The sequence below is a fragment of the Brachybacterium sp. genome, from assembly GCF_036379615.1.
Classification (GTDB): Bacteria; Actinomycetota; Actinomycetes; order Actinomycetales; family Dermabacteraceae; genus Brachybacterium.
Genome location: NZ_DASVGJ010000069.1, coordinates 48,690 through 69,846 on the forward strand (window position 1 = coordinate 48,690; position 21,157 = coordinate 69,846).

General features: G+C 68.0%; 20 protein-coding genes. 8 read left to right on the plus strand and 12 right to left on the minus strand.

Going from position 1 to position 21,157, the window contains the following annotated elements:
• Position 1 precedes the first annotated feature (1 nt).
• From aroA to VF289_RS15830, 5 genes are all read left to right on the plus strand, one after another.
• Positions 2–1,327, plus strand: coding sequence for a 3-phosphoshikimate 1-carboxyvinyltransferase (aroA, locus tag VF289_RS15810; protein WP_330884862.1), 1,326 nt, complete (start codon positions 2–4; stop codon positions 1,325–1,327).
• Positions 1,324–2,481 (plus strand): ribosome small subunit-dependent GTPase A, encoded by a 1,158-nt coding sequence (locus VF289_RS15815; RefSeq protein WP_330884863.1) that lies wholly within the window; start codon positions 1,324–1,326, stop codon positions 2,479–2,481. The genes aroA and VF289_RS15815 overlap by 4 nt, the downstream gene beginning before the upstream one ends.
• 64 nt (positions 2,482–2,545) lie before the next feature.
• On the plus strand, positions 2,546–3,340 hold the full coding sequence (hisN, locus tag VF289_RS15820; RefSeq protein ID WP_330884864.1) for a histidinol-phosphatase: 795 nt from the start codon (positions 2,546–2,548) through the stop codon (positions 3,338–3,340).
• 161 nt (positions 3,341–3,501) lie between these two features.
• Positions 3,502–4,722, plus strand: coding sequence for a pyrophosphate--fructose-6-phosphate 1-phosphotransferase (locus VF289_RS15825; protein ID WP_330884865.1), 1,221 nt, complete (start codon positions 3,502–3,504; stop codon positions 4,720–4,722).
• A gap of 31 nt (positions 4,723–4,753) precedes the next feature.
• Positions 4,754–5,581, plus strand: a complete 828-nt coding sequence (locus tag VF289_RS15830) for a C2 family cysteine protease (protein WP_330884866.1) — start codon at positions 4,754–4,756, stop codon at positions 5,579–5,581.
• A gap of 12 nt (positions 5,582–5,593) precedes the next feature.
• Here the strand turns inward: VF289_RS15830 and VF289_RS15835 are convergent, their stop codons facing one another.
• Positions 5,594–6,223, minus strand: coding sequence for an SGNH/GDSL hydrolase family protein (locus VF289_RS15835; RefSeq protein ID WP_330884867.1), 630 nt, complete (start codon positions 6,221–6,223; stop codon positions 5,594–5,596).
• A gap of 364 nt (positions 6,224–6,587) precedes the next feature.
• Here VF289_RS15835 and VF289_RS15840 point away from each other — a divergent pair, with 364 nt between their 5' ends.
• Positions 6,588–6,815, plus strand: a complete 228-nt coding sequence (locus VF289_RS15840) for a hypothetical protein (protein ID WP_330884868.1) — start codon at positions 6,588–6,590, stop codon at positions 6,813–6,815.
• 61 nt (positions 6,816–6,876) lie between these two features.
• On the opposite strand, the gene VF289_RS15845 is transcribed toward VF289_RS15840, so the two are convergent.
• From VF289_RS15845 to VF289_RS15860, 4 genes are read right to left on the minus strand one after another with little or no spacing between them, the layout of a single operon-like run.
• Positions 6,877–7,254 (minus strand): hypothetical protein, encoded by a 378-nt coding sequence (locus tag VF289_RS15845; protein ID WP_330884869.1) that lies wholly within the window; start codon positions 7,252–7,254, stop codon positions 6,877–6,879.
• Positions 7,251–7,634, minus strand: a complete 384-nt coding sequence (locus tag VF289_RS15850) for a hypothetical protein (protein ID WP_330884870.1) — start codon at positions 7,632–7,634, stop codon at positions 7,251–7,253. The genes VF289_RS15845 and VF289_RS15850 overlap by 4 nt, the downstream gene beginning before the upstream one ends.
• The gene (locus VF289_RS15855; RefSeq protein WP_330884871.1) at positions 7,624–8,094 is read right to left on the minus strand and encodes a hypothetical protein; all 471 of its coding nucleotides are present in this window, start codon (positions 8,092–8,094) and stop codon (positions 7,624–7,626) included. The genes VF289_RS15850 and VF289_RS15855 overlap by 11 nt, the downstream gene beginning before the upstream one ends.
• On the minus strand, positions 8,094–9,149 hold the full coding sequence (locus VF289_RS15860) for a peptidoglycan-binding protein (protein WP_330884872.1): 1,056 nt from the start codon (positions 9,147–9,149) through the stop codon (positions 8,094–8,096). Before VF289_RS15860 ends, VF289_RS15855 begins: the two co-directional genes overlap by 1 nt.
• A gap of 160 nt (positions 9,150–9,309) precedes the next feature.
• On the opposite strand from VF289_RS15860, the gene VF289_RS15865 reads away from it, so the two are divergent.
• The gene (locus tag VF289_RS15865) at positions 9,310–9,471 is read left to right on the plus strand and encodes a hypothetical protein (protein WP_330884873.1); all 162 of its coding nucleotides are present in this window, start codon (positions 9,310–9,312) and stop codon (positions 9,469–9,471) included.
• 185 nt (positions 9,472–9,656) lie between these two features.
• Positions 9,657–11,279: a heparinase II/III domain-containing protein gene (locus VF289_RS15870; RefSeq protein ID WP_330884874.1), complete on the plus strand. Its 1,623-nt coding sequence runs from the start codon at positions 9,657–9,659 to the stop codon at positions 11,277–11,279.
• Between the two features lie 94 nt (positions 11,280–11,373).
• On the opposite strand, the gene VF289_RS15875 is transcribed toward VF289_RS15870, so the two are convergent.
• From VF289_RS15875 to VF289_RS15905, 7 genes are all read right to left on the minus strand, one after another.
• Positions 11,374–11,922: a hypothetical protein gene (locus VF289_RS15875; RefSeq protein ID WP_330884875.1), complete on the minus strand. Its 549-nt coding sequence runs from the start codon at positions 11,920–11,922 to the stop codon at positions 11,374–11,376.
• Between the two features lie 18 nt (positions 11,923–11,940).
• The gene (locus VF289_RS15880) at positions 11,941–13,191 is read right to left on the minus strand and encodes a hypothetical protein (RefSeq protein WP_330884876.1); all 1,251 of its coding nucleotides are present in this window, start codon (positions 13,189–13,191) and stop codon (positions 11,941–11,943) included.
• Between the two features lie 63 nt (positions 13,192–13,254).
• Entirely contained in the window at positions 13,255–13,497 is a 243-nt protein-coding gene (locus tag VF289_RS15885; protein ID WP_330884877.1) for a hypothetical protein, read from the minus strand.
• Positions 13,498–13,510: 13 nt separating this feature from the next.
• A complete protein-coding gene (locus tag VF289_RS15890) occupies positions 13,511–14,302 on the minus strand; it encodes a hypothetical protein (protein WP_330884878.1) in 792 nt (263 codons plus the stop codon).
• Entirely contained in the window at positions 14,302–16,557 is a 2,256-nt protein-coding gene (locus VF289_RS15895) for a hypothetical protein (RefSeq protein ID WP_330884879.1), read from the minus strand. Before VF289_RS15895 ends, VF289_RS15890 begins: the two co-directional genes overlap by 1 nt.
• Position 16,558: 1 nt before the next feature.
• Entirely contained in the window at positions 16,559–17,338 is a 780-nt protein-coding gene (locus VF289_RS15900; RefSeq protein ID WP_330884880.1) for a hypothetical protein, read from the minus strand.
• A complete protein-coding gene (locus tag VF289_RS15905) occupies positions 17,335–21,138 on the minus strand; it encodes a tape measure protein (protein ID WP_330884881.1) in 3,804 nt (1,267 codons plus the stop codon). The genes VF289_RS15900 and VF289_RS15905 overlap by 4 nt, the downstream gene beginning before the upstream one ends.
• Positions 21,139–21,157: the final 19 nt, after the last annotated feature.

A 21,157-nucleotide genomic window follows, 5' to 3' on the forward strand; every position in this document is an offset into this window, starting at 1 on the left:
CATGGCCTCCGAGGTGCTGTGGACCGCCCCGGTCGCCGACCGTCCGGTCGATGCACTGGTACGGGTTCCGGGGTCGAAATCCCTGACCGCTCGCTGGATGCTGCTGGCCGCCGCCGCCACGGAGCCCTCCGTGCTCCGTGGCGCGCTGGTCTCGCGCGACACCCGCCTGATGCGGGACGCGCTCGAACGGCTGGGCGCGGTGCTGGAGGTGCAGGACGGGGAGCTGCATGTGACCCCGCTGCCGCCTCCCGGTGAGCATCCGGCCGAGCCGGTGGAGATCCACACGGGTCTCGCCGGCACCGTGATGCGCTTCGTGCCGATGCTCGCGGCGCTCCACCACGGGGATGTCCACTTCACGGGCGACGAGCCCGCGCTGCACCGCCCGATGGACGCGGTCATCGAGGTGCTGCGTCAGCAGGGTGTGGAGGTCACCGAGCACGGCGAGCCGGGCCGGCTGCCGCTGACCGTGCACGGCACGGGCCGTCTCGCCGGTGGCCGCATAGAGGTGGACGCCTCGGCATCCAGCCAGTTCATCTCCAACGTGCTGCTGGTCGCGGCGCGCGCCGAAGCGGACGTGGAGGTCGTGCACATCGGTGACGTGCTGCCCTCGCTGCCCCATATCGAGATGACCGTGGCGACCCTCGAGCAGGCCGGCGTCGAAGCCTCGCACCAGCTCGACGACCAGGGCCGACCGGCCTGGACCGTCCGGCGCGGCGACATCCGGCCGGTGCACGTCACGATCGAACCGGACCTCTCCAACGCCGGCCCCTTCCTGGCCGCGGCCATGGCCACCGGCGGTGTCATCGCGGTGGACGACTGGCCGGCGACCACCACCCAGCCGGGGGACGCCTACCGCGATCTGCTCGCCCAGATGGGCGGCGAGGTCTGGCGGGAGGACAGCACGGTGTGCGTGCGCGGCACCGGGGAGCTGCGCGGGATCGACGCCGACATGTCCGCCGTCGGCGAGCTGGTGCCCACGATGGCCGCTCTGTGCGCCCTCGCCGACTCCCCCTCGAGGCTGACGGGCGTCTCCCATCTGCGAGGCCACGAGACCGATCGGCTGAAGGCGCTGTCCACGGAGCTGACCAAGATCGGTGCCCGCACCGTGGAGCTCGAGGACGGCCTGGAGATCCACCCCGGTGAGCTGAAGGGCGAGATCTTCGAGAGCTACGAGGACCATCGCATGGCGACGGCCGGCGCGATCATCGGCCTGCGGGTGCCGGAGCTGCGGGTGGTCGACATCGGCACCACGCAGAAGACGCTTCCCGATTTCGTGGGGATGTGGCTGTCGATGCTGCATCCGGAGCCGGCGGCGGACGACGCGTGAGCCGCTCCTCCCGCGAGTACGACGAGAGCGACGTCCGCGTCCGGCCCTCGCGCCGGGGCTCGCGCCCTCGCACCAAGGACCGTCCCAAGCATGAGGATGCCGTCACCGCCCGCGTGGTCTCCGTGGACCGCGGGCGGTGGCGGACCGTCCTGGCCGAGGGCACCTCGCAGGAGCGTGCGGTGACCGCTATGCGCGCCCGGGAGCTGGGCCGCTCCCCCATCGTCCCCGGGGACCTGGTGGGTCTGGTGGGCGATACCTCCGGGCGCGACGGCTCCCTGGCCCGGATCGTGCGGATCCAGGAGCGCAGCTCCTTCCTGCGCCGCAGCGCCGATGACGACGACCCCACCGAGCGTCCGCTGGTCGCGAACGTGGACCTGATGGTGATGGTCACCGCCGTCGCAGACCCGGAGCCGCGAGGCGGCATGATCGATCGCTGTCTGGTGGCGGCCTATGTCGCCGGGATCGATGCGCTGCTGGTGCTCACGAAGTCCGATCTGCGCTCCCCCGACGATTTCCTCACCACCTACGCCCCGCTCGGGCTGGAGCACGTGGTCACCCACCGGGCGACCCCGGCAGAAGCTGCGGATGGCGCGGCCGCCGCTGAGGGTGCTGATGGTGCCGATGGTGCCGATGGTGCCGACGGTGCCGACGGTGCCGACGGAGCGGACCTCGCGGATCCCTCGGCTGACGAGATCGTGGGACTGGAGGCGCTGCGGGAGCGTCTGGCCGGCCGCGTCAGCGTGCTCATCGGCCATTCGGGCGTGGGCAAGTCGACCCTGCTGAACGCCCTCGTGCCGGGCACGGATCGCGCCATCGGCGTGGTCAACGACGTCACCGGCCGCGGCCGGCACACCTCGTCCTCAGCACTCGCGATGCCGCTGCCGGACGACGACGGCTGGGTGATCGACACCCCGGGCGTCCGCTCCTTCGGGCTGGGGCACGTGGATCCGGACGAGCTGCTCGAGGCCTTCGCGGACCTCGCGGATCTCGCAGAGAAGTGCCCTCGCGGCTGCACCCATCTCGAGGATGCCCCCGACTGCGCACTGGATGACCAGGTGGACAGCGGCGGAGCCGGCAGCGCCGGCCCCGCCCGCCTGCGCTCCTATCGGCGTCTCGCGGTCGCACTGCGCAAGAACGATCCCTGGGAGAGCTGAGCGCTGCGGCGCCCGGCCCGCGTCGTTCCCCGGAGCATGCCTTCCCGGACCGTAGGGTGTGCGCATGTCCAGTCGATACGCCGATGACCTGCGCCTGGCCCATGTGCTCGCCGATGCCGTGGACCAGCTGACGATGTCCCGCTTCAAAGCGCAGGACCTCGAGGTCTCCACCAAGCCCGACCTCACCGAGGTCACCGACGCCGATCGCGCCGCCGAACAGCTGGTGCGCTCCCAGCTCTCCCGCTCCCGCTCCCGGGACCAGGTGATCGGAGAGGAGTTCGGCACCACCGGCTCCTCACCGCGGCAGTGGGTCATCGACCCCATCGACGGCACCGCCAACTTCGTGCGCGGGGTCCCTGTCTGGGGCACCCTCATCGGCCTCGTCGAGGACGGACGCCCCGTGGTGGGCCTGGTCTCGGCGCCGTCCCTGAACCGTCGCTGGTGGGGCGGCGAGGGCGCCGGAGCCTGGACGGGGTCGCGGATCAACAACGCCTCCCGTCTGCAGGTCTCCTCCGTGAGCTCGCTCGAGGAGGCCTCGCTCTCCTACTCCTCGCTGCACGGCTGGGCCGAGCGCGACCGGCTCCCGCAGATGCTGAACCTCATGCAGCGCTTCTGGCGCACCCGTGCCTACGGCGACTTCTGGTCGTACATGCTGGTGGCCGAGGGTGCGGTGGACGCCGCCTGCGAGCCGGCGCTGGCACTGCACGACATGGCGGCACTGGCCCCCATCGTCACCGAGGCCGGCGGCCGCTTCACCTCCCTGGCCGGTGAGGACGGTCCCTTCGGAGGGGATGCGGTGGCCACCAACGGACACCTCCACGAGCAGATCCTCGAAGCCCTTGCCGCCCGCGACGACTGAGCCCCGACCGCGCGACGACCGAGCCCCGAGCCTGCGAGGAGCGGGCACTGCCCACGGTCGGCCGACGAGGCGTCCACGGCGGGCCGTGCGGCGACGGTCGTCCAGCTCTCCTCGGTAGACTCGGGGCGTCGTGACCCCAACCGTGAAGGGACCCCCTCTCCATGACCGTCAAGCGCGTCGCACTCCTGACCGCCGGTGGCTATGCCCCGTGCCTGTCCTCCGCCGTCGGCGGCCTCATCGAGCGGTACACCGAGCTGGTGCCGGACGTCGAGATCATCGCCTACAAGCACGGCTACTGGGGCCTGCTCTCCGGCGAGAAGCTGGTGGTGGATGACGAGGTGCGCGCGAAGGCCGGCCTGCTGCACAACTACGGCGGCTCCCCCATCGGCAACTCCCGCGTGAAGCTCACCAACACCAAGGATCTGGTCGAGCGCGGGCTGATCCAGGAGGGCGAGAACGCCCTCGAGGTCGCCGCGAACAAGCTCAAGGACGACGGTGTGGACGTGCTGCACACCATCGGCGGCGACGACACCAACACCACCGCCGCGGACCTCGCGAAGTTCCTGCACGACAACGGCCACGAGCTGCAGGTCGTCGGCCTGCCGAAGACGATCGACAACGACATCGTGCCGATCCGTCAGTCGCTCGGCGCGAAGTCCGCCGCGGAACAGACCAGCGTCTTCGCACAGAACATCATCGCCGAGCACGGCTCGAACCCGAAGATGCTGATCATCCACGAGATCATGGGCCGCGCCTGCGGCTACCTCACCGCGCAGGCGGCGGAGTACTACCAGGACTGGCACTCGAAGCAGGAGTGGCTGCCCGGGATCGGCCACCGCGCCGAGCGCTGGGACGTCCACGCCGTATACCTGCCCGAGCTGAAGCTCGACATCGACGCCGAGGCCGAGCGTCTCAAGGCCGTCATGGACGACGCCGGTTGCGTGAACATCTTCCTGTCCGAGGGCGCGGGCATCCCCGAGATCGTCGCCGAGATGCAGGCCCGCGGCGAGGAGCCGGAGAAGGATCCCTTCGGCCACGTCAAGATCGACACCATCAACCCCGGCCAGTGGTTCGCGAAGCAGTTCGCCGAGAAGCTCGGCGCGGAGAAGGTCATGGTCCAGAAGTCGGGCTACTTCTCCCGCTCCGCGGCGGCGAACCCCGAGGACATCCGCCTGATCAAGTCGATGACCGACTTCGCGGTCCAGACCGCCCTCGAGGGCGGCTCGGGCCTGGTCGGCCATGACGAGGAGCAGGGGAACGTGCTGCGCGCGGTCGAGTTCGAGCGTGTCGCCGGCCACAAGTCCTTCGACATCTCCCAGCCCTGGTTCCATGAGGTCATGGAGCGCACCGGCCAGCAGATCGTCGCGGCCGAGGCGCACTGAACCTCGCCATGACGACCGGGCGGCGCTCCTCGTGACCAGCTCCCGCCCGCGCTTGCGCACCTGGCGCCGCACCTTTCGCGCGCTCGCCCTCACCGGGCGGGCGCGCGATGCGCGTCTCGGGGCGCTGGATTCTGGTGCGGCGACGACCGGGTCGGACACCTCCCACGGTCTGCATCACCTCCCGCCCGGTCCGCACGCCACCGCGCTCAAGGAGGACCGCGGGCCGCTCACCCCTCCACGGCTGCTGAGGCCCCGTCAGGGCCGGCTCGGCGACTGCTGGGTGATGGCCTCGATGCTCGCGATCCACGAGACCGCACCGGAGCGGCTGCGTGCTCTCCTCTCCCCCGAGCAGGACGGCATCGTCGCGGTGCGGCTGCCGGCGCTGACGGAACCGATCCGGGTGGACCGGCGGTTGCCGGTGGATGAGCGGGGAAGCTTCCTGTACGGCCGACGGGACGGCGCGAACCCGGGCTGGGTGGGCGTGCTCGAGAAGGCGATCGCCGCCCATGTGGCCGGGGACTACCGCTTCCTGCAGCGCGGCGTCGCGCGCTTCGGCTTCGAGATCCTGCTGGGCGAGCGGGCGCGCTCGCAGCTGCGGATGCCGAGCGCCGCGCAGATCATCGCCTGGCGCGACGAGGGGCGTGCGATCGCCGCCTCCACCCATCCGCTCAGCTCCCGGGTGCCCACCGCTGCCGGTCCGCTGCCGCGCAACCATGTGTTCGCGGTGGTCGGTGCGGACGCGCGCAGCGGACACGTGCACCTGCGCAACCCCTGGCGCCCCGAGCAGCTGCTGGTGCTCGATGCCCGCAGCTTCCGGCGCGGGTTCCTCTCGGTGGACGTGACCGGGCCGCTGGGCTGACCCGGCGCCTGCTCAGCGCCCTGCCGCGTCGAGCCAGGCGTCGGCGATCAGGCGGTGCCCGGGCGGGGTGGGGTGCACGCCGTCCTCCGCGATGCTGTGCGCGGTATGACCGGCAGCGAGCGCCATGGCGAGCATCTGCTCGAGGTCCACGATCCGGTGCCCGTGCTCCTGCGCGAGAGAACGGATGATCGCGACCTTGCCGTCGAGGTCGCTATGGATCTGCGCGGCCTGCCCATCGATATCCGCGACGAAGGGCACGATCATCAGCACTGGTGCGCCGGGCACGGTCGCGGCGAGCTGCTCGAGCAGGTGCCGGTAGCCCTGCTCGAAGGATTCGTCGCTGATGTGCTCACCGCGCGTGAAGCGGTGCCAGGCGTCGTTCACGCCGACGTAGATCGTGACCATGTGCGGGGCGTGGTCGAGGCAGTCGGTGCCGAAGCGGGCCTCGAGGTCGGCGACCTTGTCCCCGCCGATACCTCGGTTGATCACGGTGGCGGTGGGCTCATGGGCGGCGAAGTGCTCCGCGAGCAGGCGCACGTAGCCGTGGCCCAGCTCCTGGGGATCCTCGCGCCGACCGCAGTCGGTGATGGAGTCGCCGATGAACAGCAGCGTGCGAGGGGCGGGAGAGGCAGGCGATGTCATGGGCGTCATGATCTCAGACATGGCAGAAGGCCCGGACAGTGTTTCCACTGTCCGGGCCTTCCTCTTCGTAGCGGGGGCAGGATTTGAACCTACGACCTCCGGGGTCTGACGTCTATATTTCATGAACGCTTCGTGACCTGCAACGATACGACGAATAGACGAGCCGCGCTCATGCTCTAGACGGACCGTTCAGCATTTCAAGACGCCCACCAGCATCTTCCCGCACCACAGTCGAAGGCATTTCCGGCCAATAAGCGGCGTCCCGGTTCGAACCCCCGTGACACTGCCCGAGCCTCCCCCGCCGAGCGTCACCATCGGCACGTACCATCGAGCCACCCCCACCGAACGACCGAAAGCGACGACGATGAACGACTACACCTCCGGGTACCAGCGCGGCTATCAATGGGGCCGCACCGCCGAAGCGATCATCCAGGATGAACCGCTGTGGGCGTACACCGCACTCCTCGACGTAGTCGCGAAGATGAACGAGTTCATGGACGCCGACCATGTCACGACCGAGCTCGAGGCGATCCAGGACGCGATCATCTCAGCACAGGAAGACTGGGAGACGAAGCGCTCCGGCCCGGCCTGACCCCGGAGACGACGAAGCGGCCCCCTCCCGCGATGGGAGAGGGCCGCTCGCGCGCCAGGGGTCAGGGCTGCTCGTCGTCGTTGGTGATCCGCCGGAGCTTCTCTGCCTGTTCGGCGGTGAGGACGGTCTCGGGACGGCCGCTGTCGTTCCGCACCTCGTAGACGCCCGCGTCGTCCTTGGGCGTCGCCGCGAGCCACGGCAGGTAGCGCCGCAGGAACTCGTCGACGATCGGCAGCGTCATGACGCGCTGCACGGCGGCGAGGATCGCGAGGGCGGACGCGACCCATCCGACAGCCTGCCCGGGCTCCTGCTGAGTCGCCGCGGTGTAGATCAGCGGAGCCATGGCCGCGAACGCCACGATCGCCCAGAGGACGGTGCGGAGCGTGGACCGCCAGGGGTAGCGGATCTGTGCGGGGCCGGGCTTGCGGTACGTGTTCACGAGGAATCCTCTCGGGACGGGAAGTGCGATGGAAAGTAGTGGCGGATGGGGTCAGGTGGGGCGGGTGCCCCCTGCGTTCCGAGCGCGCGGGAGAAGTGGTCGAGGAGGGTCTGTGCGTAGCGGACCAACAGCCACTTCAGCGTGCGCTCCGTAGTGAGCTCCTCCTCGACGACTGCGAGGCGGGCTTCGACCTTGTCCAGCCGCCGCTCCAGCCGGTCGATGAGACCCCCGGAAGGGTCCGGGGCCGGCGGCTGGGTCTGCACGTCCTCCGACTTGACGCCCTGCATGCGGGACTCCCGCAGCTGGACGAAGTGCTTGATGGCGGGAGCGGCGATCAGCGCTATCGCACCGATGATCGCGACCCAAATCTCAGTACTCATCCACGGGCACCTCCGGAATCTCCCCGGTCCGCGTGGCGACCACTCGACGGCGTGCCTCGAGGTCGATCAGGGACAAGACGATCGCGCGGCCGAGGGTCCGGCCGAGGCCGTAGACGAAGAACAGCAGGGTCGGAGCGCTGGCGATGATGGTCTCCGTGTCCGCGGCGAGCACGCCCATCGCGGTCACGGCGAGATAGACGCTTGTGCCCATCACGATGCCCCAGCACCCCATCCACTCCCACCGGTACCGATCCCGGGCGACGCCCCAGACGCATGCGAGCGCGGAAGGGAACGTCAGGCCGCCCCAGATGCCGAGAACGACCCAGCCCTCGATGGGCTGCCCGGACGAGGCCACCACGTACAGCACGATGCCGCCCGCCAGCGCGAGCGCCCCGTACGTGAGCAGAGCGGTGACCGTCCACGAGCGGGACGGAGGCACCGGGTACGGCGTCGTCCGCATCACCTCACCGGCTCTTTCCAGGCCGCGGACCAGGTCGCCGGACCGATCTTGCCGTCGACGGTCAGGCCGACGAGCTGCTGGAAGTAGCGCACGATCCGCTCCGTCTCGTTCCCGAACCGGCCGTCGACGGCGAGGTTGTAGCCGCGCTCGCGCATCTGCCGCTGCCACTTCATGAGCCCGTTGGAGCGCCAGCGGCCTCCGACCTTGACCACGTCGGCGGGCACTGCGGTGTTCAGCCCCATGCCCGACACCGACGTCTTCGGACCGTCGGCGGGCCCGTAGAAGAACATGGCACCCTTCCGGCGCGGGAGCGGGAACGCGGGAGCCTTCGCCGCCGGCTTGAGCGAGGGCTTGGGCTTCGGGGCCGGGACGCTGGTCCCGCCCGAGGGGATCGACGGGATCGCCACTCCCCCGCCCTTCATCGTCTGGTAGGTGTCCGCGCCCGGGATCCCGTCGGCGGCGAGGCCCTTCGACCGCTGCCAGGACTTGATCGCGGCCATGGTCTTCGGACCCAGATCCCCGTCGACCTTGATGCCACCGACGGTCTCCTGGGCGAGCTTCACCATGCCCTCGGTGACGCCGTAGAACGGGTGCAGGGTGCCGTCGACCGTGTCGTGCGTGCGCTCGTTCTCCGCGACGAACACGCCGTCGGCGAAGCTGCCGCCCTGGCCTCGCCACGAGGTGTTGAACCCGACGCACCAGAACCGCTTGCCGGAGGTGCGCACCACGATTTCGACGTGCTTCCCGCCGCGGAAGGTCATGATGTCGCCGACGCGCACGTCCGACTTCCCCACGGACCAGCGGCCGCGCGCGCGGCCCCAGACGCGGTAGTCCGGGACCCAGGCGGTGCGGGGGCCGTAGATGCCGACGTCGAGCCCGGCCTGCGCCATGACCCAGGTGACACCGATCGCGCACCAGGGCACGCCGTTCATGCCGTACCACCTGCCGTACTTCGTGATGTTCGAGCCCCGGGGGTGCTCCGCGGGCGACCGCGACACCTCTCCCTGGGCGACGTCGACGACCCGTGCGATCTGGATTTCACGGTTGCTGGACATGGTGACTCCTTCCGCCCGGGATCCGGGCATGAAAAAGCCCCCGGACCGTGTGGTCTCGAGGGCTGTAAGGGGATCGTGCAGGGTCAGGTGAATGCGAGGTCGTCGGCCATGGTGGTGCTCCTGTCTCCCCGGTGTGGGGGTGTTCGGTAGGCTCGTGCGCATGAGAGACGACATGACCGACCTGCTCGGGACTCGCGCCATGACCCTCACCCCGGAGCAGTGCGAGGAGTATGAGGATGAAGCGCTGGCGTACTTCATTGGTGATCCGGACGCCAACGACGAGGGCCTGCACGCGATCCTGGACCGCATACAGGCCCGGTGAAGCCCATGCCGTGCGCAGTGGATCCGGGATGAGAGCGTCGGAGCGGCCCGCTTCCAGTGCGGCCGTAAACTAGGAAAATGCCGCCACCGCCTGAACCTTTGTCAGTTGCCGACCTAGACGCGACGGTTACGGGCCGCCATTCCATTGGTGTGTCGTATGAGCGTCCCCGCAACCAGGACGCCTTGATGGCTCTGTTGCGCAACGGAGGTCTTTCTCTTCCGCCGCAGCCGGTTTGGACCGGTGACACGACGAACTGGACGGCCGACCCGTTCAGTGACCGGAACTGGAGGTTTCAGCACCACACACTCCGATGGCTGAACCCGCTGCGATGGGCTGCGCTAGAGGGCGACAACGAAGCCCGCGCAGAATGGATCCGAATCGTCCGCTCATGGGGCGAGGCGAACGTGCCCGCGTCCGCGTCCAAGTCGGACTTCGCATGGAAGGACATGGCCGACGGCAACCGCGCAATCCAGCTGGCCCTCGGCATCCCCTTCGTTAGCGGTGATGACGACTGGTTCGTGGAGTTGCTCGAATATCATCGCGACTGGCTCATGGACGAGTCGCACATTGTGGGCAAGAACCACGGTCTCCATCAGCATCAGGGCCTAATCGTTCTCGGCGCGGGGCTCCGGGACGTCTCCGCGATCGAGACCGCAGTTGCGCGGATGCGGGAGCAGTTCAAGTCGTCGTTCGACCATCAGGGAACGAACGATGAAGGGTCAGTCGCGTACCACCAGCTGAATCTTGCGTGGTGGAGACGGGGCTGGGAGCGCGCCGAGTTGGAGGGTTTCACCGCGCCCGAGGATGTCCGCGAGCGTCTCGCCGCCGCTGGTCGCGTTCTGGCGCATGTCGCCATGCCCAACGGCGCTTTGCCACAGATCGGCGACTCCCCTCGTGTACGCGCGCGGAGGGGGTACTCAGCCGCGTCGGATTTCGTCGCATCCAACGGCGAAGAAGGTGATGCGCCAGCCGAGCACGCCGCGGTCTTTGACGGCGGGTTCATCACGAGCCGTAGCGGGTGGGGTCAGGAGCGGCCTCTGCCGGATGAGTCCCATGCGGTGATCCGACACGGGGTCGAGCTTGGCGCGCACTCTCACCGCGACCGTGGGAGCATCCACATCTATTCAGCCGGACAGCCATGGCTTGTCGACTCAGGATTCCACAGCTATCAGAGGGACGCGCCCGAGCCGGAGTACCTCAAATCTCGCGAAGCCCACAACGTTGCTTTCCTAGTTGGAGCGAGACACATCTCCAACGCCCCGGTCGAGCTCGCTAGCCACAGCATCTCCGAGGACGCTCACGACTTCAGTCTGAAGGACCACGGATACGGGACTGCCGATGTTCGCCGTCGGATTATCTATCTCCCCGGCCCCGACTGCTGGATCGTTATCGACTCAGCCGATCCCGCAGTCGGTCAGCAAATCAGGCAACATTGGCACGTTGAGCCGGACTTGCAGGTCCGCATGCTCGATAACGGGTACCGCTTGGTCGGCCAAACATCCGAACTCCTCATGTACTGGCTGGGCCGGGGGTCAACATTGCGGCGAGACGTCGCGGCGGAATCTTCGCTAGATGGGTGGATCGGTACGAAGTGGAAGACGATGCGGCCGAGCACGCGACTCGTCGCCGAATCCAGCCTCCAGCGACCACGCCTAGTCACACTCATCGCACCTCGGCGCAGCGTGCCACTCGGGATCGTGAGCAGCTACGTCACGTCCATCGGCGACGTATCGGTGACGGTGGTGCGCGGCCAGGACGAGTGGCGAATACGGACTTTCGGTGATGGCCTGACGGTGCGCCAGCAATAGTCTGCGTCGAGGTGGCCATCGTGGTGCTCCGTTCGCCCGGTGTGCGGGCATGAGGAGGGCCGCTCTCGGTAGAGCGACCCGAGGGGTGTTGCAGTCAGTCGATGCGGGTGCCGTTGATCCAGACACCATCCGGGGCGGCGAATTCGATTCGGCCACCCGTGACCGAGACAACCTGCGAATTCATGAGGACTGACGCGGTGTGGACACCGTCAGCGACCACTACCTCGATGTCGTGGCCGAGTGTCCGGAGCCATGCCTGCTGGCCACTCGTGGTGCGGGCGTGAAGGATCGCGTCGCCCGGCCCGGCATACACGCGACCCGATGCGTTGATCCTGTCGCCGCCGAACAGCCCGATCCCACCCGGAGCGACGGACGGCATGTCCGCGATCCAGTCGATAGGGGCACCGAGCGCGGCGACGCCCGCTGCGGAGTGGAACGCCGCGCCGGGCTGACCCTCGAACGCCTCTTGAGCGATCTCGATTCGGTCGCCGTCGGGGTCTCCCACGACGATCGGTTCGGTGGACACGTCGATGCGGTCAGCCGATACCGGCGTGTCGTTCCACCCGCCCACGGCGGGGCCAGGGTCCTCGTCGGGCACCACGGTCGGTTCTGGAATGACAGGCGGCTGAGTTTCTTCCTCCACGGTGGGATCTCCTTCGGGTCAGAGCAGCTGCGCTTCGGCTAGGATCGGGACCTTGCCCAGTGACGAGTCGATCTTGATTCGGGCGGACCATTCGCCCCGCTGTGCCCTCGCCCCCATGATGTCGACGTAGAAGTCGAGGTTGCTGCCTCTCGTCGAGAACGCGACCGGCTGAGAACCCATCCCCTCCGACTGGATTACGGCCGTGTTGTTCAGCGTGAATGCGTTGCCGCGCATGAACAGGGTCGTTCGCGTCTCAGCGGCCTGTGCCCCGGTCAGATGGATGCGAGCAAGCCAGTCGAGACTCACCCGGTACTCGACATTGTCCGAGGGGGCGCGGAAACGGAATCGGACCGTGGAGCCGGAAGGAATGTCTGCGTCCGGGATCCAGTTCGAGGGGATCGTGTCGCGGGAGGCGAGCCACGTCTTCGACGTCACGCCCTGGTCGCGGTAGCTGTCGTGCGCGATCAGCCCGGTCTCGTCGATGTCGCCGAGCACCTGGCCGTGGCCGAGCGAAATGACTCCGCCGCTGTTGGTGCTCATCGGGGTGTTCCCTGTGGGCAGGCCACCGTAGTTCGCACTCAATGCTGCGCCCCACCGCGCCGCGATTCCGATGTCGTTGCCGGTCCCGGTGTTCGATGAGGTGAGGTACACCTGGGACTGGTAGTTGGAGCGGATTCCGTACCGCTTCCCGCTGAAGTCGCAGCCAGAGACTCGCACGATCGAGCCGTAGTCCGCGAGGAACCCACGGGTCTCCCCAAGGGGTCCGCCGGCATCTGGTGTGCACGCGAGGTTGGTTGCGAACATCATCGGCCCCGATGCGCGGAACTCGAAGGACCGCTCCCCCGGGGTGTCGTTCACGGTCGAGACCATGTTCTCGAGCTGGAGTTGCCCAAGGACTCGATCTACGGTCATCGTGCGCACGCGGTACAGATCGCGCTCAGCAGTGGCCCCACCGACCGTGATGATTCCGTTCGCGATCTTGTTCGCGATTCTCGCGTCCTCCGGGTATTCGCCGGGGTGGAGGATGATGCGGTGATGGTGGGTCAGCCGTACGTGGTCCGGGATCTGCTGAGCGGCGTAGGTGATGGTGCGGTACGGGTTAGATTCCGTGCCGTCGCCGGTCTCGTTGTCACCGCTAGGGGATACCCAGTGCTCGACGCTCTGGGATGACGCGATCCCGGTCTCCTCCGGCGTCGCGAGGTGTGCCATTACAGCCGGCGGGAGCACGCCCTCAGCGGTGGCTCCGACGAGCTTGTCGAAGGTCGACATGGGTTCCCCTTTCGGGCATAGGAAAGGCCCCGACGATGCCGGGGCCGGACAGTCGTGAATGGGTCAGTGCGGGATGGTTTCTTCATCCACGTCGTACAGGTCGAAGCCGCCGTCGAACGCGTCCTCGGGAGCGGTTAGCGCGTCTGTCAGCGCCGCCTCATCTCCGCCACCCTCCCGGTACACCTTCGCGAGCGACTTGATCTGCTCCGGGATCGCGGCGAGGTTCGCCCGCCGCTCCTGCTCGTTCAGAATCGATCTGCGATGTTCATCTAGCGCTTCATCTGACCAGGTTCGATACGCGTCCATGGTTGTGCTCCTGTCAGGCTGCCGAGCCGGGTGGGATCGCTGGCGCGAAGTCATCAGTGGGGAATGTGAGAGAGGCGTAGAACGTCATGAGTGAGCTGCCGTTGTAGAGCGTCACCTGCCCGCTCCCGCCGACGATGCGCACACGGCCGACCGTGCCTCCGTTCTCGGCAGGAACCATCGGGAGGTGACCGCGTTCGGGTCGAAGTCCTGCCGGCATGTAATTGCCGAGGTGGAGGAAGGATGATCCGCTGGGCCATTCGCTGACGCGCACGCCGTAGAAAGTCGTGGTCACCATCCGACCCACACGAGAGGAAACGACCGAGCCCGTGGTGATCTCAGGGAAGAGGGCTGTGATGTTGCGGGGTCCGCTCTTGTACTCGAGCGCGGCGAGACGTGCTTCGATCCCGTTATCCACGGTGTCGTACAGGCCTGGCACCGCAGTCTCGACGAGGGCACCGAACCCGCCACCGTCGCCCTTCCGCGCGACCAGGCCCCAGTCGGTTGCCGAGCCGCCGGGCTCGCCCGTGCTACCGGCCGTGAGCCTCGCCCACGAGTCACCGCCGTGGGTCACCACATCGTTGATCCGGTAGACGCGGTCGAGCTCCCACGCACCGACATAGGACATGCCCTCCATGCCCTCGATCTGCGCAGCCAGATCGGTAGCGCTGGCGCGAGCCTCAGCACGCGTGAACCCGAGCAGAGCATCAGTCGACGCGCCCAGCATCCGCATCTCCTGCACACCCGACGCGCTGATCTGGTCGCCCCTCGCAGGTATCACCACGCCATTCGGCAGTGTGTTTGCCATTACTCCTCCTCCAGCGGGTCAGATGCCCATGCTTCCCACGTGTCCGGCTGCTGCCGCTGTCCCCACGTTTGCCACTGCTGCCCCGCCATCGCAGAACCCCAGTCCTGCCAGTCGACACGGTTCTTCGACACGGAGACAGGCCGCACCGCGACCGCATGGCTCATCGCCATGTCGGCATCGACCGACCGGGAATCAGCGACGACCAGACCCCGCACCGTGAGGTAGGTGACGTGGTCGTCCTGCACCTCGACCATGTCGCCGAGCTGCAATCCCGGCACAGCGATCAAAGCGATGCTGGACAACACCGGCTGCTGCACCGTGAGCCGTGCGCCCGCGAAGTCCGCCGTGTACTGCGCCTGCTCGGCGTCCTGGATCCACCACCCCGCATCGATCTGATGCTCTGGAGCTGTGGCCGGTCCGGCCTGGGCGCTGTAGGTGATCCGGTCGATGAGCGTCACCCGGGCCTTGCCGCGAATGATCGGCAGATCCTGGTTCCGGCGCGCAAGGAACAGGGACGAGGACATGCGCTCCGATGGTGTCCGCTGCTGCGCCGTTTCCGACCCGGTCCACTGCACCCACCGCTTGAACGCGCGGTCGGTGACTCGCTCGATGCTCATCAGCAGCGAGCCTCTGGTCTGCGCCCATACCTCCACGTCGTCATCCTCCGTGACGATCCCTCCATACCAGGAGCCGATGCCGAAGTTGTAGTCCCGGAAGTTGTCGCCGACTCTCCCCAGGATCAGGTCGGGCATGATCCAGATTTCGTCGTCAGGCACGCTGAGCCAGTCCTCGAGCATGTCGCCGGGCTGCAGCGTCGCGCCGTTGCCCTGCCACAGGTCGATGCTGGTGCGCCAGGACATTGACACGGCGGGGTCACGCCACTTCACGGACACGCGCGACTTCACAGAGGACTGCTCGTGGGACCACGAGAATCCGCTCTCTTCGATGTCGTCCGCGCTGGTGAGCGTCGCGGCCGTCGCTCGATCCTCGAGGCGCGCCAGGTCCCACCAACGCAAGACGCCCGTCTCGTCGATCCAGTACGTGGCGCACTCCGCTTCGCACTGGGCCTTCAGCAGGTCCACGCAGTTTTCACCCTCGATGGATGGACGCACTCGCAGCGTGTTCCGGTTCGCGGAGCGCGGGTAGAGCACCGCATTCGGGGCCCAGCCGGTCAGGGTGCCGAGCTGACCGGGCGCGGCGACCATGAATCCACCGCCCCGGCCCTGACCCCAGATCCGTGCCTCGTGCATCTCCCCAGACGTGAGCCCCGCCGCGACCGCCACCACTTCCGTGACCACGTTGCTGCCCGACCGGATCGTGCACCTGATCGACGTTGCCGACACGTACTCCACCACCGCATACAGGAGCCCGTTCACGCGCGGAACCGACGCGGCGGTGACGTAGTCACCCCCGGGGTTCCGTAGCCGCAGGAACGCATGATTGTCGGTCCACGACAGCCGCAGCCGTGCCTCGCCAGCATGCACATCGAGGTACATCGTCCCCGGCGAGGACTGCTGGCTGGCCTGGGTCATCGCCGTGAGCTCCACCCCACCACGACCCGCGATCGTGTACCCACCGCCTTGCAGCGTGTACGTGGCATCCACGTCAGCAGCAGCAAGACCCCACTGGGAAAGCGCCCAGTACGGGTACCCACCCTCGCCGAACCGGTTGCTGGTGTCGACGTAGCCGCGCTCGGGCCACATCGTGCCCTGCGCCGGCACGCTCAGCATCACGTAGTTCGTCAGCGGCGGAGTCGAGTACCAGCCGCAGTGCCGCAAGACCATGTCCGTGATCGACAGCGTCTGCATCGACACGTACCGCGGCAGAACAGCTTCCTGCGTGTGCGGCATGATCCCCATGACCGCATCCCACGAAATCGTGCGGTCGAGAGACTGGTACTTGTCCGCCGCCTCGAGCACAACCTCGCGGGACGAGGTGCCACCGTCGACCGATGTCACGCGGCCCTGCCGCAGCACGGACACCATTCCCGCGCCGGTGTCCATCGACACCGATGCCGGTGACTCCGGGACCGGCGGCCACTGCGAATCCCGATCCCACGGAGTGACAACGGCCGCCGCAACGTCCGGCCCCTCGGTCGTAGTCAGAGTGACGGTCGCTGCGGTCAGTGAGCCCGACGCGAGAGGATCAGGCAGCTCACGATCCACGGACATCGATTCAACGTCCACACCGCGGCCAGCAATCGTCGCCGCCACTCTCGGGGTGTAGATGTCACGTCGCGAGATTCCCTGCTGCATGTCATCCCACCTCCGTGATCGTTACGCTGATCGATCCGTATGCGTCGTCCTGGCTGATCACCGTCAGCGCCTCAGAGAGGCCATGGACGACGGATGCGGGGCATCCCCGGCCGGGGCGGTCCACAGCGGACTCGCCCCACGAAACGACAGGCCGCGCGTACTGCATCCCGCCCGCGAGGTGGAGCTCTACGTACGCCGCTCCGGGAGGCGGGGTCAGTGTCGCCTGGTGCCATCCCCAGCCGAGATGCGCGGTCGCCTCGTCCGCCCAGTTCGTGATCGACGTGCCGGCGGCGTCGCGCCAGAACCCTCGAAAGTGCTGCCCACCGATCGACCAGGCCCCCACCGTCACGAGCTCTCCGGCGCGCACTGGCACCATCTCGTACGCGCCATGAGCGGATCCGACACGCACCACGGACTCCGCTACCACAGACCTCGCGACCGTCCCGTCCGGGAGCTGCACGAGCCCCGCATCGGTGGCATTCGCGGGCGTAGAGCCCCATCCCGAAGCTTGCGGCGACAGCATGTTCCCGGCCACAGCATCGGCCGGGTACCACATCAGCGAGTCGTTCGACTGCGCAACCGCGACCAGCCCGTGTGTGTCTCGCGAGCCGATGAGGCTGAAGGACACGTCCCACTCGCGGCGACCCACAGGGCCGAGCATTGCCTTCCGCTTCCCACCCATCGTGCGCGAGAAGCGGGCGGGGCGGTCTGTCCCAGTAGACAAACCGCCCCGGTACGACAGCTCGACCAGAGCGCCAGGGGTGCCGAGGTAACCGATCACCACTTCCCTCCCATCGATCGTCGAGTCTGAGCCCCGGCCGCCGCGAGATGCCCCGCTTGACGGCCGCCGATCCGTAGCGGCCGCTTCTCGATCGCGTCGGCAAGGCGCTCGATCGCCTCATCGGAGATTCCGACCTCGTCATCCCGACCGCCGCCGGCGCGCTGTTCGGCGAACCCTTCGGACAGCAAGTCCCACTGGGCTCCGGTGAACACCGGCTCCGGGCGATTCGAGAGGTTGACCGCGGTGCCGCCCGGGGGCAGCCATCCGCCGTCGTCGTAAATCCCGCCCTCGCTGAACCCGACGTGTACGTGGTTGTAGTGCCCACGCTTCGTCGCGCCCGACGTGTCCGCCATGCGGCCCGAGCGTCGCCACTGCCGATGCCCTGCCGGGCTGTACAGCAGCTCCGTCGGCTGGAGGCCGTGCATGGCGTTGAAGAACGCCATCATCTGCGGCGTCGGACCCGAACTGTTGGAGAAGTCCATCGCCCTGCCCTGCGCGTGCAGCGACAAAGACCCGGACCCGGCGGTGCGAGCACCCGGGCGGCGGAAGCTCGTCATCGTCAGCCCGTAGGACGACGCGACCTGCTGCGCATAGCTCAGCGACCGCGATCCACCAGGTGGCGGCGGACCAACGTCCCCGCCACCGAATGCGCCCGTGATAGATCCGATGACACCGTCCAGCAGCTGCTTGCCGCTGGCCTTCGCCACGTCGGTGACGAGCCCGGCTGCGGGAATGTTCCCGATCACCGCGTCGAACACCCTCGTGAACTTGCTCATCGGATCCGAGATGGCCTCAGCGACGAAGTCGACGCCCTCGAGCACCTTGTCGAGCGCATCGCCCGCGAGACCCTTCGCGCCCCGCCAGGCATCACCGAAGATGCCGCCCCCGGCGAACCCGCCCTGCATGAGCGACGCGAACCCGATGCCGCGCCGCCCAGCAGCGTTCGCCGCCAGGAACGCCGCACGGTCCGCCGCCGTGCGCAGACCCTCAGAGACGAGGACACCCTCACCGCGCCGCAGCGGCACGAGCTGGTCGTCCCCGTCGCTCATCCGGGACATGCCCGGCAGGATGCCGCCGCCCCAGAACCCGGACGGCAAGGACACCTCGTCGAGCGTCTTCACGCCGAGCTTGCCCGCGACCTTGTTGAAGTTCTTGATGAGAGCGTCATTCACGACGGTCTCGACCACGAACCGGATCGGAGCCTTGGCCGCTTCCTGGATGCCCTCCCACGCCGTCTTCACGCTGTCCTTCATCGTGGAGAACGCATCACCGATCCCGTCGGTGACGGTGTCGAAGATGGGCTTGACCGTGTCTCGGAACCAGGTCACCACCGGGTTGATGATGTTGTCCTTGATGAAGGTCCACGCCGTCTGGAGCGCGTCGCGCATGACGTTGAATCCGGTCTTGATGCTGTCGAGCACCGAGCTGATCAGCGGCCAGGCCGTGTTCTGGAACCAGGACACGACGGGCTGGATCACGCTGTCGCGGATGAACGCCCACGCTGCCGCCAGGGCATCGCGGAGGATCCCGAATCCGGTTTGGATCGCGGCGATGGTCCGCTGGATTAACGGCCACGCCGTCCCCATGAACCACTGGACAACCGCGTCGATAGCGGCGCGGATCCCCGCCCAGACCGGTGCGAGCACGTTCTGCCAGAGCCAGACCGCGGCGGCAGCGACCGCGTCCCAGGCGGCCTTGAGGAGCGGCCACGCGGTCCCGGTGAACCAGTTCACGACCGCACCAATCGCGGCCATGATCCCGTCCCACGCGGGCTTGATCACGGTGTTGTAGAGCCACATCGCGACGGGCGCGAGGATCTTCTCCCAGTACCAGACGAGGAGGTCGACGTACGTCATGACGATCGCGGCCGCCACGGCGATCGCGACCTTGATGCCGTTCCACACCGGGACGAGGACGTTCTGCCAGAGCCACATCGCGGCCCCGGCGACGGCGTTCCACGCACCGACGATGCCGGGCACGAGCGTGCCCGTCACCCAGGTGCCGACGGCCCCGATGGCGGCCTTGATCCCGTCCCATGCGCCCTTGACGCTGTTCCACAGGCTCACGGCCGTGTCGGCGACCCACGCGAACGCGCCAGGCAGCTGGTCGGCGACCCACTGGAGCGCCACGGTCAATGCCCCGGCGACGACGTCGGCGACCCCCGCGAGGACGTCAGCGAGCCACCCGATGACGGGTGTCAGCTTCTCGACTGCCCACAGGACGCCTTCGAGGAGCACCCCGACGAGCGCCCACACTGGCTCGAGGATCGCGACGAACACGTCCAGCAGCGGCTCGAGCACGGAGGCCAGGAGCCCCAGCAGCGACTCGACGAGCGGCATCACCGCGGCGACGAGCCCGGCGAACACCTCGCCGAGCTTCGCGAGGATCGGTGCGAGCATCTCGCCGATCTGCGTGATCAGCGGCGCGATGGCGTCGACGACCATCCCGAACACCGGCAGCAGCGTCTCGAGCAGGGTCGCGAGGATCCCGCTCAGGACGCCCACGAAGGTACCGGCGACGGGGATCAGTGCCCCGAGCACGTCGAGGAGCGCCCCGCCGAGGGAGCCGACGAGCTTCCCGATGGCCTCGCCGATGATCGGCAGGGACGGGGCGAGCGCCTGGAACACGAGCGACAGGGGCGAGAGGTTCGCCCACGCGTCGAGCAGCGCGGGACCCAGATCCTTGAACCCATCGACGAGCGGGGTCAGGAATCCGCCGATGGCGCTCCAGTCGATGTTCCCGAAGAGGTCGGACACCGCGGTCCATGCGTCGCGGACCGTGAAGGCGAGCGCGACGAGGGGCGAGTCCTCCTCGACGCCTTCGGCCCACTTCGAGGGGTCGAAGTTGCCGGTGGCGAGCACCTCACCGATGCCGCCCACGGAGTCCGTCAGGGTGGTCACCCACTCGAGTGCCGCGCCCGCGGCGGCCTGCATCCCGGGCGTGATCGACTCGATGAGCGGACTGATCGCGCTCGTCGCCTGGTCGATGACGCCGGTGATCGCCGAGAAGAACGGACCGAACAGGGGGTAGACCCCGGCCATCGCCTCCGCGCCGAAGCGCGACAGGGCCGCGCCCATGTTCTTGAACGCGCCGGTAGTGGTGTTGCCACCCTCGAGGGCTGCGCCCTCCATGGACGACATCGCGGCCAGGAAGTCGTCGGTGCCGACCTTGCCGGCCGCGCCGAGCTTGTAGACCTCCTCGGCGGTGACGCCCATGGTGTCGGCCAGCAGGGACACGATCGGGATGCCGGCGTCGCCGAGCTGCGCGAACACGTCACCCTGGGCCTTGCCCGAGGTGGCGACCTTGTTGAAGATCGACCCCATGCCGGCCATGTCGGTGCCCGCGATCGTTGCGGCGTCGCCGACGAGCCGCAGGTACGACTCGAGCTCCTTGCCGGGCTTGATGCCGGCGGCGGTCGCGGCCGCGGCCGTGGTCGCCGCCTCGTCCATTCCGAACGCGGTGCCGCGCACGGACGCCAGGGCGTTGTCCATGATCGAGCCCACGTCCTCGGCAGAGTTGCCGAGGCCTCGCAGCTTCGCTTCCGCGTTCTCGATGGACGAGAGGCGACCGAAGCCCTTCACCAGCGACGTCGCGAGGACACCGCCGGCGGCGATCCCGACGCCGATCGCGGACTTCTTCAGCAGGGACCCGAGACGGTTCGAGAACCCCTTCCCAGCACGATCAGCGGCCTTCTCGCTGGTCTTCTGGTCCGGGAAGATCTCTTCCTTGGTCTTCTGGCTGATGCCCTTGGTGACGGGGATGATTTCGACGAATGCCCGGGCGAGCTCGATATCGGCCACGGTTCACCCCCGTCCTGGT

What these genes read in the sequence shown, in the direction of transcription:
- VF289_RS15870 (WP_330884874.1), top strand. Translation starts at nt 9,657, where the DNA reads ATGGCTCTGTTGCGCAACGGAGGTCTTTCTCTTCCGCCGCAGCCGGTT.
- VF289_RS15850 (WP_330884870.1), bottom strand. Translation starts at nt 7,634, where the DNA reads ATGAGTACTGAGATTTGGGTCGCGATCATCGGTGCGATAGCGCTGATC.
- VF289_RS15880 (WP_330884876.1), bottom strand. Translation starts at nt 13,191, where the DNA reads ATGTCGACCTTCGACAAGCTCGTCGGAGCCACCGCTGAGGGCGTGCTC.
- aroA (WP_330884862.1), top strand. Translation starts at nt 2, where the DNA reads ATGGCCTCCGAGGTGCTGTGGACCGCCCCGGTCGCCGACCGTCCGGTC.
- VF289_RS15840 (WP_330884868.1), top strand. Translation starts at nt 6,588, where the DNA reads ATGAACGACTACACCTCCGGGTACCAGCGCGGCTATCAATGGGGCCGC.
- VF289_RS15895 (WP_330884879.1), bottom strand. Translation starts at nt 16,557, where the DNA reads ATGCAGCAGGGAATCTCGCGACGTGACATCTACACCCCGAGAGTGGCG.
- VF289_RS15835 (WP_330884867.1), bottom strand. Translation starts at nt 6,223, where the DNA reads ATGACATCGCCTGCCTCTCCCGCCCCTCGCACGCTGCTGTTCATCGGC.
- VF289_RS15890 (WP_330884878.1), bottom strand. Translation starts at nt 14,302, where the DNA reads ATGGCAAACACACTGCCGAATGGCGTGGTGATACCTGCGAGGGGCGAC.
- hisN (WP_330884864.1), top strand. Translation starts at nt 2,546, where the DNA reads ATGTCCAGTCGATACGCCGATGACCTGCGCCTGGCCCATGTGCTCGCC.
- VF289_RS15865 (WP_330884873.1), top strand. Translation starts at nt 9,310, where the DNA reads ATGAGAGACGACATGACCGACCTGCTCGGGACTCGCGCCATGACCCTC.
- VF289_RS15825 (WP_330884865.1), top strand. Translation starts at nt 3,502, where the DNA reads ATGACCGTCAAGCGCGTCGCACTCCTGACCGCCGGTGGCTATGCCCCG.
- VF289_RS15860 (WP_330884872.1), bottom strand. Translation starts at nt 9,149, where the DNA reads ATGTCCAGCAACCGTGAAATCCAGATCGCACGGGTCGTCGACGTCGCC.
- VF289_RS15855 (WP_330884871.1), bottom strand. Translation starts at nt 8,094, where the DNA reads ATGCGGACGACGCCGTACCCGGTGCCTCCGTCCCGCTCGTGGACGGTC.
- VF289_RS15885 (WP_330884877.1), bottom strand. Translation starts at nt 13,497, where the DNA reads ATGGACGCGTATCGAACCTGGTCAGATGAAGCGCTAGATGAACATCGC.